At 60.5% G+C, this 15,609-nt stretch carries 11 protein-coding genes; 4 read left to right on the forward strand and 7 right to left on the reverse strand.

All coding sequences use genetic code 11. The features are described from left to right. The 4 genes from GSQ82_RS01130 to GSQ82_RS01145 form a co-directional block, all read right to left on the reverse strand. Positions 1–387 (reverse strand): shikimate kinase (locus tag GSQ82_RS01130; protein WP_305794657.1); only part of this gene is annotated, 387 nt, incomplete at its 3' end. 342 nt (positions 388–729) lie between these two features. Continuing rightward, positions 730–1,281 (reverse strand): hypothetical protein, encoded by a 552-nt coding sequence (locus tag GSQ82_RS01135; RefSeq protein ID WP_158790184.1) that lies wholly within the window; start codon positions 1,279–1,281, stop codon positions 730–732. 431 nt (positions 1,282–1,712) lie between these two features. Beyond that, entirely contained in the window at positions 1,713–3,161 is a 1,449-nt protein-coding gene (locus tag GSQ82_RS01140) for a DHA2 family efflux MFS transporter permease subunit (protein ID WP_158790185.1), read from the reverse strand. Further along, on the reverse strand, positions 3,154–3,723 hold the full coding sequence (locus GSQ82_RS01145) for a hydrolase (RefSeq protein WP_158790186.1): 570 nt from the start codon (positions 3,721–3,723) through the stop codon (positions 3,154–3,156). Before GSQ82_RS01145 ends, GSQ82_RS01140 begins: the two co-directional genes overlap by 8 nt. Before the next feature lie 73 nt (positions 3,724–3,796). Between GSQ82_RS01145 and GSQ82_RS01150 the strand changes: the two genes are divergently transcribed. Continuing rightward, on the forward strand, positions 3,797–4,408 hold the full coding sequence (locus tag GSQ82_RS01150) for a TetR/AcrR family transcriptional regulator (protein WP_158790187.1): 612 nt from the start codon (positions 3,797–3,799) through the stop codon (positions 4,406–4,408). Between the two features lie 92 nt (positions 4,409–4,500). On the opposite strand, the gene GSQ82_RS01155 is transcribed toward GSQ82_RS01150, so the two are convergent. The 3 genes from GSQ82_RS01155 to GSQ82_RS01165 all read right to left on the reverse strand — a co-directional run bounded on the left by GSQ82_RS01155 (position 4,501) and on the right by GSQ82_RS01165 (position 6,833). Beyond that, complete coding sequence (locus GSQ82_RS01155) at positions 4,501–4,800, reverse strand: hypothetical protein (protein WP_158790188.1); 300 nt, start codon at positions 4,798–4,800, stop codon at positions 4,501–4,503. Beyond that, on the reverse strand, positions 4,797–5,459 hold the full coding sequence (locus tag GSQ82_RS01160; RefSeq protein ID WP_158790189.1) for an RNA polymerase sigma factor: 663 nt from the start codon (positions 5,457–5,459) through the stop codon (positions 4,797–4,799). The genes GSQ82_RS01155 and GSQ82_RS01160 overlap by 4 nt, the downstream gene beginning before the upstream one ends. A 207-nt stretch (positions 5,460–5,666) precedes the next feature. After that, the gene (locus GSQ82_RS01165; RefSeq protein WP_254061335.1) at positions 5,667–6,833 is read right to left on the reverse strand and encodes a ThiF family adenylyltransferase; all 1,167 of its coding nucleotides are present in this window, start codon (positions 6,831–6,833) and stop codon (positions 5,667–5,669) included. Between the two features lie 184 nt (positions 6,834–7,017). Between GSQ82_RS01165 and GSQ82_RS01170 the strand changes: the two genes are divergently transcribed. The 3 genes from GSQ82_RS01170 to GSQ82_RS01180 are packed head-to-tail and all read left to right on the forward strand — an operon-like array spanning position 7,018 to position 15,551. Next, a complete protein-coding gene (locus GSQ82_RS01170) occupies positions 7,018–10,302 on the forward strand; it encodes a POTRA domain-containing protein (RefSeq protein ID WP_254061336.1) in 3,285 nt (1,094 codons plus the stop codon). Next, complete coding sequence (locus GSQ82_RS01175; protein WP_254061337.1) at positions 10,303–11,157, forward strand: SurA N-terminal domain-containing protein; 855 nt, start codon at positions 10,303–10,305, stop codon at positions 11,155–11,157. Beyond that, positions 11,154–15,551, forward strand: coding sequence for a translocation/assembly module TamB domain-containing protein (locus GSQ82_RS01180; protein WP_158790190.1), 4,398 nt, complete (start codon positions 11,154–11,156; stop codon positions 15,549–15,551). Before GSQ82_RS01175 ends, GSQ82_RS01180 begins: the two co-directional genes overlap by 4 nt. Positions 15,552–15,609: the final 58 nt, after the last annotated feature.

A 15,609-nucleotide genomic window follows, 5' to 3' on the forward strand; every position in this document is an offset into this window, starting at 1 on the left:
GGGGGTTTGTTCGAGGAGGAGGCGGTTGGTGAGGTCTTCGGGGGTTCCGCCGCCGAGGGCGAGGACGGTGTTGCTGAGGGCGAGGGCGGAGGCGAGGGCGGTGGACTCGAGGCGGCGGAAGCGGGCTTCGCCGTGGAGTTCGAAGAGCTGGGGGATGGTGGCGTTGGTGCGGGATTCGAGGTGGGCGTCGAGGTCGAGGAAGTTCCAGTGGAGGCGGGCGGCGAGGAGGTGGCCGATGGTGGACTTGCCCGCTCCCATGAAGCCGGTGAGGACGAGGCGTTTGAGGTTGGGGAGGGTGGCTGGGGTTGCCGGGGTTATGGTGGGGGCGGTCTTGAGCACGGTCTTCGTGTCTTCCTGGCTGGCTGTGTTGGGTTCGGTGGACGTCATGGCTTCTCCTGGTAAGTGTTTCGTGAAAATGAAAGAGCCGCAACCTTTGTGGGTTGCGGCTCGGGAAGTTCGAAGACTCTGAAGGGTATTAGGTGTTTTCAGAGATGCATGCGAGAACTCCACTGGCCGCTGAGTAGCGCCAATAGGAGCAGGTAAAAAACACGTTCTGGAGACGTCTCGTCATGCTGGATAGACGATACACCTGGGGTGTGGGGGATGGCAAGGATTGTGGTGGGTGGGTCAGCTTCGAGTCTGGACAAGCGAAGTTGCCGAAAACGCCGTTTTCGGGGGGTGCCGATGAGAGTCGCCCGAAGGGAAGCCGCTGCTAGATGCCCAACTCATCTACTTATCACTTGGAAAGGGATCTGCGGTCGGGAGCAACTCTCTAGCATTTTTGCATCCCTTGTATCTCCACAGGCACCCGTAATCGTAGGCGGTGTAACGCTGCCGATCTGCTGCCGAAGCCTTAGGGGTCATATACACGGTGAACTCCAGATAGCGATACCGATCTGAGGAACGCCAGCCAGCGGCAACCGGCTCGGGTATAAGGCTACGACCCCAGTGTTCTTGCTCTAGTAGCCCTATGGATGACGGGTTGAACTCCGTCTTCTTCCCGATCCCGTATCCAGTATTCTTGCGCACGACGACTGAATCCTTCACGTCAAAGGCCACAACAAACGCCGCGCCTGAACCTCGCCACCACCGTGGAAGTTCAACATTGTCCATCCTTACAGCCCATTCGCAGACCGATCGATCACAGGGGCCGTTCGGATTGGCATCGATTCTCCTGGCCACGCGCTGAGCATCATCGAAAGTGGAATGCCCTAATTGGAGAGTTTCCATTTGACTGAAGAGATAGCGGGCCCGAATCGCTGGATAAAACAGGTAGGACATACAAAGCGCCATGAGAGCGGAGGCAGTCAGCCCTGCTATGAATACGAATCGGCGTCGAGATGCTTGCTTGATGCTCATATGTGAGCTGATGCTAACTGAGAATCATCACGAAGCTAATACTTCCCGCAAAGTCAGGTTTCTGCAAGTTGAGTTGTTCAAATCAAACTGACCCAGTGTTGGTAGTGGTCAGGCTGAAATTTATAGAGTGGGGCTAAATATCAAGTGCAGCAGGAAAGACCAGAAGCCATAATGAGCGATGTAATACACGCTCGCAGTGATCGCGAAGGTTAGCAAAAGCACATTTACCCAGGTGGGTAGTTTGTCTATGGCGCTTGAAATCACTCCCATGCCAGCGATGGTCTCATGCCTGTTAGAGGCCTACAAGCTCTTCCACCGTCGGTAGTGTACTGAATAGGTTTGCGGAGCGACTCTTAGTCGGCTATGGATTCGAAGAGGGCGGTGGATTCTTCTTCGGGCGTTTCTTGTTTTTTGTCTTTGTCTAGGGTGAGGGGGAGCCTTAGGGCGGCGAGGAACAGGATGGCGTGGAGGGCGCAGAGCAGGAGGAAGGCGGCGGTGAATGCGGTGGAGAGGGTGCTGCCGGTGGCGGCTGATCTGAGTCTCCAGCCGAGGAAGGTGGCGCAGAGGGTGGTGAGGGTTGGGCCGCCGAGGCGCTGGACGATGTTGAGCGAGGTGGTTGCCATGGGCAGGTCTTCTCGCTTGACCGAGGAGTAGGCGGCAGAGATGGAGGGGATGCCGACGGCGCTGAGTCCGGCTCCGCGGAGGAAGAGGGCGGCGACGAGGATGGCGAGGGAGAGTCCGTGGCTGGCGAGGTAGATGAAGGGCATGGTGCCGGCCAGGGCGAGGAGTGCGCCGGTGGCGGAGACTTTGCGGATGCCGAAGCGCTGGGTGAGAGCTCCCATCCATGGGTAGGAGACGATCATGCCGATGCCGAGAGGCGCGAGGAGCCAGCCGGTGGCGCTGGGGGAACGGCCACAGGCGCGGATGAGATAGATGGGGATGAGCATCTGTCCGGCGAAGGCTATTCCGTTGGACATGAACTGGGTGATGGCGGAGGCGGAGAAGACTTTGCCCTTGAAGAGCTGGAGGTGGATGAGGGCGGCGTTGCCTTTGCGGACGGCGTTCCGGAAGAAGAGGGCGAGCAGAACAATGGAGGCGAGGAGGGTGAGGATGCCTGCGCGTTCGCCGAGGTGGTCGGAGCTGTAGAGGAAGAGGACGAGGCCGGGCGAGAGAAGGAAGAAGCCGAGGAGATCAAGGTTGCGCGAGGTGGTCTCTTCACGGTCGTTGGGGAGGAAGAGGATGGAGAGCACGATGGCGAGTACGCCGACGGGCAGGTTGACGAGGAAGAGCCAGCGCCAGGAGGCATGTTGCAGGATGGCTCCGGCGATGACGGGTCCGAGGATGGGGCCGAGCATGACGGGGACGGCGGCGTATCCGATGATGCGCGCCATGTTTTTTCCGGCGACGCGGGCCATCATCATCTGGGCCATGGGGGCCATGAGGCCTCCGCTCATGCCCTGGAGGATGCGGAAGGCGATGAGGGAGTTTGCGGACCAGGCGAGGCCGCAGAGTCCGGAGGATAGGGTGAATGCCGAGAAGCACCAGAGATAGACGGACTTTGCGCCGATGCGCTCTACCAGCCAGCCGTTGAGCGGGAGCATGAGTGCGAGCGCGAGGAGATATCCGCTGGTGACCCACTGGATCGCCGTGAGGCTGCTGTGCAGCTCCACGGCGAGGCTGGAGAGAGAGACGTTGACGACGGTGGCGTCGAGCTGGGCGAGGAAGGAACCGAGCACGGCGACGGAGGTGATCTTCCAGACCAGTGGATCCAGGCGATCGCTTCCTTGGGAGGGTTTAGGCAAGGGAGGCGAGGACCTCGGCGGTGGAACGGACGCGGGAGAGGCGGGGGAAGATCTTCTCGAAGGCGAAGGTGTGTTGTTCGGCGTCCTGGGCGGAGCAGGCGTCTTCGACGACCACGAAGGCAAAGCCGAGGCCGGTACCCTGGCGGGCGGTGGATTCGACGCCGATGTTGGAGGAGATGCCGGTGAGGACGATGGTGTCGATGCCGCGGGAGGTGAGCTGCTGCTCGAGGTCGGTGCCGGCGAAGGCTCCCCAGTGGCGCTTGGTGACGAGGATGTCACCGGTCTGGAAGCCGGCGGAGGGGGCGATCTCGGATAGGGCGTCGGGGAGCGGGCCGTCGCCCATTCGCTGTGGCTGGTCTACGGGGAGCTTGCGGAAGTCGTTGAGGTCGACGCGGACGTAGACGACGGGGGCGCCGTGAGCGCGGAAGGTTTCGGCGAGCTTGCGGGAGTTTTCGACGACCTGTGCGGCAGGGTGCGGCACGGGGTTCATGGCGACGATGCCGTTCTGCAGGTCGATGAGGACGAGGGCCGTTTTCTTGGGGTCGAGCTGGAGTTCTGCCATGGGTTTCCTTTGGGTGGGAGATGCACTTTGGAATTCGAGGGTTCCCTCGACTTTATGTCTGTAGAATACGAGGGTGTCCTCGACTTCGTCAAATCCGGTTCGGGTTGCGCCACAGCAGGAACGCTCGGCTCGGAGGCTTGCGGGTTTTCTGGATGCAGCGGCGGAGTTGTTCGTCGAGGTGGGCTTTGAAGCGACGACGATGACTGCGATTGCGGAGCGCAGCGGGTCTTCGATCGGCGCGCTGTACAACTACTTTCCGGATAAGCAGTCGGTCGTGTTTACGCTGCTGAACCAGTATGCGCAGGAGCTGGAAGGGCACTGGAAGCCGTGGATGGAGCAGGCGGAGACGCTGAGTTACACGGAGTTCGCGGATCTGTTTATTGCAAGCATCACGGAGTTCGTGCAGGCGCGGCCCGCGTATCTACGGCTGCTGACTGCGCCGATTCGGCTGCGCCGCGATCCTGCGGCTCGAAGGGCGATTCGGGTTGCGATTGCGAGTGCATTTCGGGCGAAGAATCCTGCGCTGTCGCATGAGCAGGGCCTCCTGGCGGCGAATGTCTCGCTGCAGGTGATGCGGGGCATGATGGCGGTCTATGCGGACGCGGGGGCGAAGGAGAAGCCGCTGGTGGTGGCGGAGTTCAAGAAGGTGTTGACGCTTTATCTGGGAAGTATCTTGGCCGACTAGGCAGCGAGGATTTTTGCGTGTGCACGCACGAACGGCGCACCACTTTGCGAAGAGACCGCGAAGGATGCGCCGTTCGTTTTGTTGGAGAGGGGCTAGACGGTTTGGGGAATGGGCAGGTCGTCGTCTTCGGGGCCTTGTTGTTTGAGTTTGTTCTGGATGTTGCTCCAGACGGCGTCGCTGGGATCTTCTGTGGGTTCAAAGAGACTGCGGGCCTGATCGGCGATCGCTTCAAGGTCGCGGACGAGGGCGGCGCAGTCGGGGTTATTTTTGAGGAAAGTCTGGAGGCGCGGGTCGGTGCTGACGTGGCCGTCGCCGTTGGCGAAGAAGTCGGGCAGATATTTTTCGAAGTCCGCTTGGGTCATTGTGTCGAAGTCGGGCAGGCTGTCGGTCATACCGTCACCTCCTTCAGGCTGGCCGGCTGGGCGGTCGGTTCCGGTTGGCGCAGGAGTTCGCGGAGCTTGAGGCGGGCCTTGTGAAGCTGGGATTTGCTGTTTCCGGTGGAGCATTCGAGCATGGTGGCGATCTCGTTGTGTTCGAAGCCTTCTACATCGTGGAGGACAAAGACCATGCGGTAGCCGGGAGGAAGCGAGGCTACGGCGCGCTCGAGGGCGACACGGTCTACGGAGCCAGTGAGGTGGATGTCGCGGCTGCCGAAGTCGCGCTTTGGCGCGTCTTCTTCCGAAGGGTTGATGGTCTCTTCGAGGGAGACGAGGTTGAGGCCCTTCTTACGCAGATGCATCAGTACCAAATTTACCGTAAGTCTATGAAGCCACGTTGAAAAGGCCGACTCGCCGCGGAAGCTGCCGATCTTGCGGAAGAGGTGAAGGAAGGCCTCCTGGGTCATGTCTTCGGCTTCGGAGACGTTGCCGAGCATGCGGAGGCAGAGGGTGTAGACGCGGCGTTTGTGGAGGGCGTAGAGCTTGGAGAACGCCTCTGCGTCGCCGTTCTTCGCTGCTTCAATTGCTTCTGCTTCGCCGGCGATAGGCGGGTTGCGCTTGAAGACGCCGGGAGATGGTGTATTTTGTGTCATTTGTAGGCCTTGGACGTCCATAGCTAGACTCCGGACTAAGTAATCGTTCCCCGTTAAGTTTTCGCCTGCTTTGAGCCTACCGCAAACGTAATGATGCGCATTCCTGATTTGAGTGGGTTGAGGGTGGAAAGGTTGTGTGGAAGGAAGGGTGGTGGAACGTTATGTCCATGAGAATGCGGGGCTGCTGCGTGATGGATGTTGATGTGGGTGGAGGATGGGCGGGCGGTTTTACGATCCGATGAAACGGGTGTAGAGGGAGCGGGCGAGGGTGATGTCGGTGGTGCCTTGAATGAGGGCGCGGCCGTCGGGAAAGAGGGTGAGGGTGTGGGGGCCGCGGCGGAAGCGGAGTAGGAGTTCGTTGAAGCGGAGGTCCTGGATGTCGGTGTGGCGGCTGAGGCGGGCGCTCATGGAGGCGAAGTCCACGGGACGATGGTGCTCGTGGATCTGGACGGAGTTGCGGCCGCAGAGGGTGATGTGGGGGCGGCCTTCGCCGGCGAGGTGGGAGAAGATGCGCTGGCCGCAGACGGTGCAGTCAGGGTTGGGGGTGGAGGTGTTGATCTCGCTGCGCTCGTTGGTCCAAAGATCGTGCGACAGGAGGGTGCGGCGGATGAGGTGGGGCTGGTTGGTGAGGAGCTTAAGGGCCTCGTTGGTCTGGAGGGAGGCGGCGAGGTTGACGGCGGTGGAGAGAATACCGGAGGTGTCGCAGGTTTCGACGGGGCCGGTGGGGGGCTTGGGGAAGATGCAGGCGAGGCAGGCTGTGGGTTTCCAGGATGTGGGCGCTGGAGGTTCAACGGTGGGGATCGGAAGGATGTTCATGGTGGCGGCGTAGGCGCCTATGGCTGCGGCGTAGATCCAGGGTTTGGAGTGCTGGACGGCGTAGTCGTTGATGAGGTAGCGGGTCTCGAAGTTGTCGGTGGCGTCGAGGATCAGGTGGGCGGGGGCGAGGAGGTCGTGGATGTTGGCGGGGACGAGGTCGGCGATGTGGGGGTGGACGGTGATGGAGGAGTTGAAGAGGGTGATCTTGCGGCGGGCGGCCTCGGCCTTGGGGAGGGATTCGCGGGCGTCGGCCTCGTCGAAGAGGACTTGGCGCTGGAGGTTGGAGGATTCGACGAAGTCGCGGTCGATGAGGGTGAGGGTGCCTACGCCGGCGCGGGCGAGGAGCGAGGCGGTGGCGGCTCCGGTGGCTCCTACGCCTACGATGGCGACGTGGGACTGGGCGAGAAGCTGTTGGCCGGTGGGGCCGATGCCGGGGAAGAGGATCTGGCGGGAGTAGCGGTCGTGATCGGGGATGGGCTGGAGCGCGGAGCCGGGGTTTGCGGATGAGGAGGAAGGATCGAGAGCGGCGGCGGCGGAGGGGTTTGGATGCTGAGGCATGGTGTGTGACCGAACGCCCAAAGACGCTCCTGTTTCGTAGTATAGGGAAGGATGGATGCGCAGGGAACCGACACACGGTGACGGCTTTCGGCATCCAACGGGAAAAAAGGGCCTGGAACGATATAGAGGCTTGGATGGGTACGTTGCTGGACGGGTTGCGCTTTTTTTAGGGGGGACATGCGGAACTCCTCGATGAGAACAGGAAATGGTGGGTGGTTTTTTGGGTCAGGTGCAACAAGGTCGCGCGCGAATACTTCGAGGATTGAGGTATGGTTGCGTTCTGGCGATCGTCTGCGCGATGGTGGGTGCGGCGATTGGGCAGAGCGTGCCGGCGGCGTCGACGCCTGCGCAGACCCAGGGGGCGGACCAGAGTGGGGCGGCTGGGGCTACGCCGGCGCAGACACAGCAGACTGCTAAGCCGGGAGCGGATGCGAACCCCGATAACGCGATTCTGGATAACGGCGCGGGGCTGACGACGTCGGTGTGGCAGTGGAAGGGTCTGCGGGTCGACAAGATTTTGTTTGAGGGCGTGACGTTCGATAAGACGGATACGCTGCCGAATGAGTTGACGCAGCATGTGGGGGAGCCGCTGGATCCGCAGAAGGTGCGGGCGAGTATGCGGCGGTTGTTTGCGAGCGGACGGTATCGGGACATCGAGGTGCGCGGGGTGAGGCAGGGTGACGCGGTGACGCTGATCTTTGCGGGGCCGGTGAGGTACTACGTGGGGCGGGTGACGATCGATGGGGTGAAGAGCGATCGGCTGACGTCGCTGCTGGAGTTTGCGACGAAGCTTTCGCCGGGGACGGCGTTTCGCCAGTCGCAGATTGAGGCGGGGAGCGCGGGAATCACGGAGATTCTGAAGCAGCAGGGGTACTACGAGTCGAAGGTGGCGGTGAAGCAGGAGACGGATGAGGCGGGCGACCAGGTAAATGTAACGTATACGGTTGCAATTGGTCCGCAGGCGCGGGTGGGAGAGATCACGCTCGAAGGCGCCAATATGGGGCTGACGCCGGAGGAGTTTCGAAAGAAGGCGAAGCTGAAGAAGGGAAGCAGGGTTTCGCGGGATACGACGAGCAATGCGCTGGATCGGCTGCGCAAGCTGTATCAGAAGAAGGACCGGCTGGAGGCGACGATTACGCTGCAGAAGCAGACGTATGTGGAGTCGAGGAAGCAGGTGGACTATGAGTTCCATGTGAACGAGGGGCCGGAGGTGAAGGTGGCGGTGGAGGGTGCGAAGATCTCGAATAGCCGCCTGCATCTGCTGGTGCCGATCTATGAAGAGGGGACGATCGATAACGATCTGTTGAATGAGGGGATCTTCAACATTCGTGACTTTCAGCAGCAGCAGGGATACTTCGAGGCGAAGGTGGATGTGAAGGTGGTGGGGCAGGACACGGCTGCGGAGAGCGTGGTGTTTACGGTGGACCGCGGAGTGAAGCACAAAGTGCAGGACGTGATTTTGAAGGGCAACAAATACTTCACGGACGATCTTCTGCGGGAGCGGATGAAGGTGCAGAAGTCGAATGCGTATCAGCGGAGCGGACGGTATAGTCCGGCGCTGGTGTCGTCAGATGTGAGTTCGATCCAGGCGCTGTATCGGGCTAATGGATTCGATCAGGCGACGGTGACGACGAGTGTGAAGGATACCTCCGAGACGGCAGCGGGAAGGCCGCTGAAGGTGGGAGAGATCCAGGTGACGTACACGATCGTCGAGGGGCCGCAGCAGAAGTTCGGCACGGTGGCGCTGGTGGGCGTGGGTCCGAGCCGCGTGCAGGATGTGAAGGGATTGATGAATGCGCAGGAGGGACAGCCGTTTTCGCTGGTGACGCTCTCGGGCGATCGCGATACGGTGCTGCAGTACTACCTGAGCCACGGGTTCGACCAGGTGAGGGTGGAGATTAAGCAGACCAAGGAGAAGGCGGACGCGGACCACACGGACGTATCGCTGAATGTAACGGAGGGACAGCAGGTGTTCGTCAATCGGGTGCTGCTGTCGGGTGTGGTGCATACGAAGCCGAAGATGGTGGAGTCGCAGATCCTGGTGCATCCTGAGGATCCGCTGGACCAGACGGCGCTGCTGCAGACGCAGAGGAATCTGTACAACATTGCGCTGTTCAACGAGGTGGTGGCGGCGGTGCAGAATCCGGCGGGAGATGCGCCGCAGAAGAATGTGCTGCTGCAGTTGACGGAGGCGAAGCGATGGAATGTGACGTACAGCTTCGGCTTCGAGGCGCAGACGGGAACGCCGGTGTCGGGAACGATCTCCGAGGCTTCGTGTATTTTGCTGGGGCTCAATCCATGCAATTTGACGCAGGAGGGGAAGACGGGAGTGAGCCCGCGGGTTGGGCTGGATGTGTCGAGGATCAATCTACGTGGCACGGACGACTCGTTGACGCTGCATACGACGTATGGATTGCTAGAGCAGGTGGCGATCCTGACACTGCTGAATCCGCATCTGCGTGGGAAGAAGAATATCTCGGCGTCGATCTCGGGCGGCTACTCGAACGTGCAGGATATCTCGACGTTCTCGGCTTCTACGCTGCAGGGTGACTTTCGCGTGACGCAGAAGTTCAGGCTGCGGGATACGTTCATCTACGACTTTCAATATCGGCGGGTGCAGGTGAATAGTGTGCAGGTGTCTGCTGACCTGATTCCTTTGCAGTCGCAGCCGGTGCGCGTGGGCGGGCCGGGGTTGACGTGGTTTCACGATACGCGGTCGCCGGGGCCGCTGGACGCGGTGAAGGGATCGTATACGACGGTGCAGGGATTTTATGCGTCGTCGAAGTTTGGATCGCAGTCGGACTTCTGGAAGCTGGATGGAACAAACTCTACTTATTATCAATTTGGAAAACAGAAGTATGTGTTCGCGCGCAGCACGAGGATTGGATACGAGCAGGCCTCGGGGCCGAATCCGAATGTGGGGAGCGCGGCTTGCGCGAATGCGAACGGCGTCGATCTATTGACGACCAATCCGAGCTGCAATGCGATTCCTCTGCCGGAGCGGCTGTATGCGGGCGGCGCGAACTCGCATCGCGGATTTCCAATCAATGGAGCGGGGCCGCGGGACCTGCAGACGGGATATCCGGTGGGAGGCTCGGCGGCGTTTGTGAACACGTTTGAGATGCGGCTGCCGCCGCCTACGCTGCCGCTGGTGGGCAACAGCGTGAACTTCGTAATTTTTCATGACATGGGGAACGTGTTTCAGAATGCGAAGGATATGTTCCCGAGTTTTCTGCGGTTCAATCAGCCGGATAAGCTGACTTGCGCGAATGTTTCGACGAGCATCGGGACTTGTAACTTCAACTACTTTTCTCATGCGCTTGGGTTGGGAGCACGTTATAAGACGCCCGTGGGGCCGATTCGCGTGGATTTCAGCTATAACTTGAATCCGCCGGTCTATCCGGTGATTTATGACTTCTATAACAACCCTCCGCATGAGGCGCAGGCTGCACACTTCAACTTCTTCTTCAGTATCGGAGAGAGCTTCTAGATGCGTTTGAAGGCATTCAATTCGGCGGACCGCTGGGCGCGCGGGAGAGCTGCGCTTGCGATGATGCCGGTGTTGATGTGCTTATGGATGGGCGGGGAGAGCTGCGGGGCGCAGAGTGCTGCGGCGCAGGCTGCGGGTGCTCAGGTTCCAAGTGCTCCTGTTGCTGGTGCTCCGGCTACTGCTGCGGCGCAGGCGGGGTCGGCTTCCAGTGCTGCTGCGCTTCCGGGCACGGGACAGGGAGAGGTGTTGGACCGGATCGTTGCGGTGGTGAACGGGGAGGTGGTGCTGGAGAGCGATGTGGATGAGGAACATCGGTTCGAGGACATCCAACCCTATCGCAGGACAGCTGTGGACAGTTCGAGAGAGAAGACGGTGGAGCGGCTGGTGGACCGGACGCTGATTCTGCAGCAGTCGGCGCTGGAGCCGGAGGATGCGGTTTCGGATGAAGAGCTGGATCAACAGTTGGCGACGCTGCGTAAGGATATCCCGGACTGCAAGCAGTACCGCTGCGAGACGGATGACGGATGGAAGCAGTTTCTGAGTGCGCACGGATTTACGGTGGAGGAGTTTCGAGATCGCTGGCGGCAGAGGATGGTGTTGCTGAAGTTTATCGAGGTGCGGTTTCGGAATGGGATCACGATCTCGGACGATGAGATCAAGAAGTTCTATGAGACGAGGATGCTGCCGGAGTATGCGAAGCGGAATGTGACGCCGCCGAAGCTGGAGGCGATCTCGAAGCGGATTGAAGAGGTGTTGCTGCAACAGCAGGTGGGAGCGCTGCTGGTGGATTGGCTGAAGTCGCTGCGGGCGCAGGGGAGTGTGCGGCTGATGACGTCGGGTGAGGTGGCGCCGTGAGCGATCTGGAGAAGAGGCTGGAGCAGAAGAAGGACGAGCTGGAGGCCAGGGTCGCGGGGAAGGTCGCGAAGGTGAAGCGCTCGCTGGCCACGCGGATGGGGCGTGCGTTTTTGTGGACGGTGGGTGCGGTGCTGTTGCTGCTGGCGATTCTGTTTGGGATGTTTGCGTGGTATTCGACGACGACGGACTTTGACCGGCGGGTGAGTGCGGAACTGGTGAAGGTGCTCGGCGATGCGACGGGTGGGCGCGTGGAGCTGAAGACGATTCGTTTCGATCTTTGGCATCTGGCGGTTGAGGCGGATGGGCTGGTGATTCATGGAACGGAGGGGCCGGGTGAGGCGCCCTATCTGGCTGTCGATCAGATTAAACTTCGCGTGAAGATCTTCAGCTTCTTTTCGCATGTGTCGGGTGCGGGGATTGCGTCGCATGTGCGGCTGAACTATCTGGGCGTGGTGCATCCGCAGTTTCACCTGATTGTGGACAAGGATGGGAAGACGAATCAGCCGGAGCCGAAGCATCCGAATAAGAGCAATGTTTCGGTGACGGATACGCTGCTGGATCTGAAGGCGCAAGAGGTGGAGGTGACGGATGGGTTGGCGCTGCTGAATGATCGGGCGATTCCGTTCGATATGGCGGCGCGGGACCTGGGTGCGGAGGTGCACTACATTGCATCGACGGATCGTTATGGCATGACGATTGACCTGCGTGATCTGCGAACGAAGATTGCCAAACGGCCTGAGGCAAGCTCTGCGCTGCATTTGGCGGGAGAGTTGGGACGGGACGCGGCGGAGTTGAAGCAGCTGGATTTTTCGAGTGGAGGTAGTTCGAAGCTGCAGGCGACGGCCGGCATCAAGCACTTTGCGAAACCGGAGTGGCAGGCGGCTGTGAAGGGCTCGGTGGATCTGAAGCAACTTTCGATCATGGCAGATGTGGATGGGTTGAATGCAGGAACGGTGGATCTGGATCTGCATGGTCATAACTGCGTGACGTCTCCGGGAGTTGCGCAGAAGCATCCGCCGTTCTGGCGGCGAAGCCATCCGGCGGAGTCGACGGTACCGCCGAAGCCGCTGCCGCCTGACCCGGATTGCGTGGCGGGATATCTGCTGGTGGGGACGGCGAAGATTCACAAGGCGGCTTACCGGAATGAGGATGTGCGGCTGCACGATATCGATGGCGGTGCGACGCTGCATGTGACGCCGACGGAGCTTCTGCTGACGGCGCTTACGGGGTATCTGCCGGGCGGGGGGAGCGCGACGGGAGAGCTGCGAATCGCAAACTGGTTGGGCGAGGTGCCGTCGACGGATATTGAGGCCAGCTCAGCTTCGACAAAGGCCGCGGTGACGACGACCAACAAGGTGGCGAAGACGATTGGGGCGAAGGCTCCGATGGATGAGACGGTGAAGGTGCCAGCGGTGCAGACGGCGCATGCGTATCTTACTGCGACGCTGAACAGGATTCCGCTGCGGACGATTATGGACGTGACGGCGCCGGAGCATTATGGCGATCTGGGATTCGATACGGCGGTGAGCGGGCCGGTGAAGGTGCAGTGGGGCGGCCCAGCGAAGAACATCTCTGAGACGGTGGAGGTGGATGGGAGCTTGTCGTTTGCGCCGACTGGCGTGAAGCGGAGGGGCGCGCTGAACGATGTTCCGGTGACGGGGCAGACGGTGGCGCATTATACGGGACGGAATGAGACGGTTGTGATTCAGAAGGTCACACTGCAGATGCCGGCGACGAACTTTGAAGCGTCGGGCATTCTTGGTGTGAATGACGGCGACCCCTTGACGGATCTGCGGGTGGACCTGACGGTGCGCGATCTGTCGGAGTACAACCAGCTACTGACGACGCTCGACTTGGAGGCGAACGGGAAGCGCGGCAGGGCGGCGATTCCGGTGGATCTGCATGGTGCGATGCAGTTCAATGGGACGGCGAAAGGACGGATTGCGGATCTCGACGTGAAGGGACATCTGCAGGCTACGAATGCGGAGCTCGCGCTGGGAACGACGAATGTGTTGATCGATTCGCTGGTGACGGATGCGGAGTATTCGCCGAATACGGGTGTGGTGGTGGCGAGTTCGACGATCAAGCGTGGGAGTGCGGTGCTGAACCTGGAGGGCAAGATTGAGCCGCGGAAGGTTGTGTCGCGGCGTGGGAAGGTGACGTTCGTGTGGGATGGCGGGATGGCGCTGGATGCGAAGGCACAGCTGGCGAATGCGCAGATCGTTGATGTGTTGCAGATTGCAGGACAGCAGGAGAAGGTTCCGGTGACAGGAACGATTGCGTTGAATGGGCATGCGGCGGGGACGCTCGACAGTCTGAGCGGGGGAGGACATGTTTCGCTGATGAACGGCGTGGCGTATGACGAGCCGTTCGACTCGTTAGGCGTGGACCTGACGGTACAGGGGAAGGACGTTGAGGCGAACAACGTGGTGCTGAAGCTGCATGGGATGCAGGTTGCGGGCAACGGCGGATATGACATGGGAAGCAAGCATCTGCATGGACATGTTGAGGCGCATGCGATTCAGCTTTCGAAGTTTGTGGCGGTGCAGCATGCCAAGACGGATCTGGACGGCATCGTCGATGTAGTGGCGGACGCGAATGGAACGGTGACGGAGCCGGGGGTAAAGGCGAGTGTGAAGCTGACCGGGGCGACGTATCAGGGGCAGGGAATTGGGTCGGCTTCGGTGGATGTTCACAGCGCGGGATCGCTGATGTACTTCACTGCCCAGTCGATGCTGGTGGGAGCGACGTTGAACGCGACGGGACAGGTGGAATTGACGGGCGACTACCAGGCGCAGGCGAAGCTTACGGTTACTGGGCTGGATATCGGGAAGCCGATGGAGATGTTCGGGCCGGGCGGGATGAAGGCGCAGTCGCTGATTAATGGCGAGGCGACGGTGAGTGGGCCGATGAAGACTCCGAAGGCAATGAGCGGAAGTGCGGAGCTGAGCCAGGTGGATGTGAAGATGCAGGGTGTGGAGCTGAAGGCCGCCGAGCCGTTGAGGCTGAGTCTGCATAATGGCCTAGCGACGTTGGAGAACGTTCACATCACCGGCCAGGATACGGATATGCGGGCGAGCGGAACGGCGGAGGTGCTTGGAGCGACGGATCCGAAGGGCGGCAAGCTGGATGTGAAGGCGGTGGGAACGATCAGCATGACGCTATTGCATACCTTTGACTCGGATATTATTTCGACCGGTAAGGTGGAGTTCACGGTGGGGGCCGGTGGACGGGTGATGAATCCGGAACTGAAGGGAACGGTGCAGTTCGACAAGGTGAATATTGCGATGGACGGGGTGCCGAATGGTCTGAGCAATATGAACGGCACGCTGGCGTTCAACGGCGATCGGCTGGAGGTTAAGAGTCTGACGGCGACGACGGGCGGAGGGACGCTGAAGATCGGCGGGTCTATCCGGTACCGGAATGGAGTGTATGCCGACCTGACGGCGACGGGCGATGTGGTGCGGGTGCGGCTGTATGGGCTGAGTGCGACGGCGAATGCGAATCTGAAGCTGCAGGGAGGGATGCAGAGCACGCTATTGAGCGGCACGATTCTGATGACGCGATTCGGGATTGGACAGGATGTAGACTTTGCGGCGTTCGGCTCGGCTGGCGGCATAAGCGCGCCGCCGGATCCGAACTCGCCGGCGAACAAGATTCATCTGGATGTGCATGTGACGAGCGCGCCGCAGCTGGACTTTCAGAACTCGTATGCAAAGCTGGCAGGAACGGTGGACCTGCAGATTCGCGGGACGGCTGCGGTGCCGTCGGTGCTGGGGCGGATCGAGATCAACGATGGGAGCGCGACGTTCGCAGGGACGAAGTATCAGTTGCAGCGAGGGGATATCTATTTCACGAACCCTGTGCGGATCGATCCGATCATCGATCTCGATGCGACCGCGCAGGTGGAGAACTATGACATTACGATTGGGCTGCATGGAACCTCGACGAATCTGAAGCCGACGTACCGTTCGGAGCCGCCGCTGAGCGAGAGCGATGTGTTTGCGTTGCTGGCGTTGGGAAGGACGCAGGAGGAGGCGCAGCTGTACCAGGAGCGGCAGGTGCAGCAAGGGACCGATCCGACGACGAGCGCACTGCTGGGAGGCGCGCTGAACGCTACGGTGAGCAATCGTGTGGAGAAGCTATTTGGTGTGGGGAGTGTGAAGATCGACCCGGCGTTTGTGGGGACGCTGGGCGGGTCGTCGGCGAGGATTACGGTGCAGCAGCAGCTATCGCGGCAGATTACGGCGACGTTTGCGACGAATGTGAACACTTCGGCGCAGCAGCTGATCCAGGTGCAGTATGACCTGAACCACGATAATGCGATTGTGGTGTCGAGAGATGAGTCCGGCGTCTTCAGTGTTGTTTACAAGTTGCGGAAGAGATATCGGTAGGCGTTCTCGTATCGTCGTGAGATAGCATCACATTTGTTTAACGGGAAGACTTGAGGAG

The sequence above is a fragment of the Granulicella sp. L60 genome (assembly GCF_009765825.1).
Taxonomy (GTDB): domain Bacteria; phylum Acidobacteriota; class Terriglobia; order Terriglobales; family Acidobacteriaceae; genus Edaphobacter.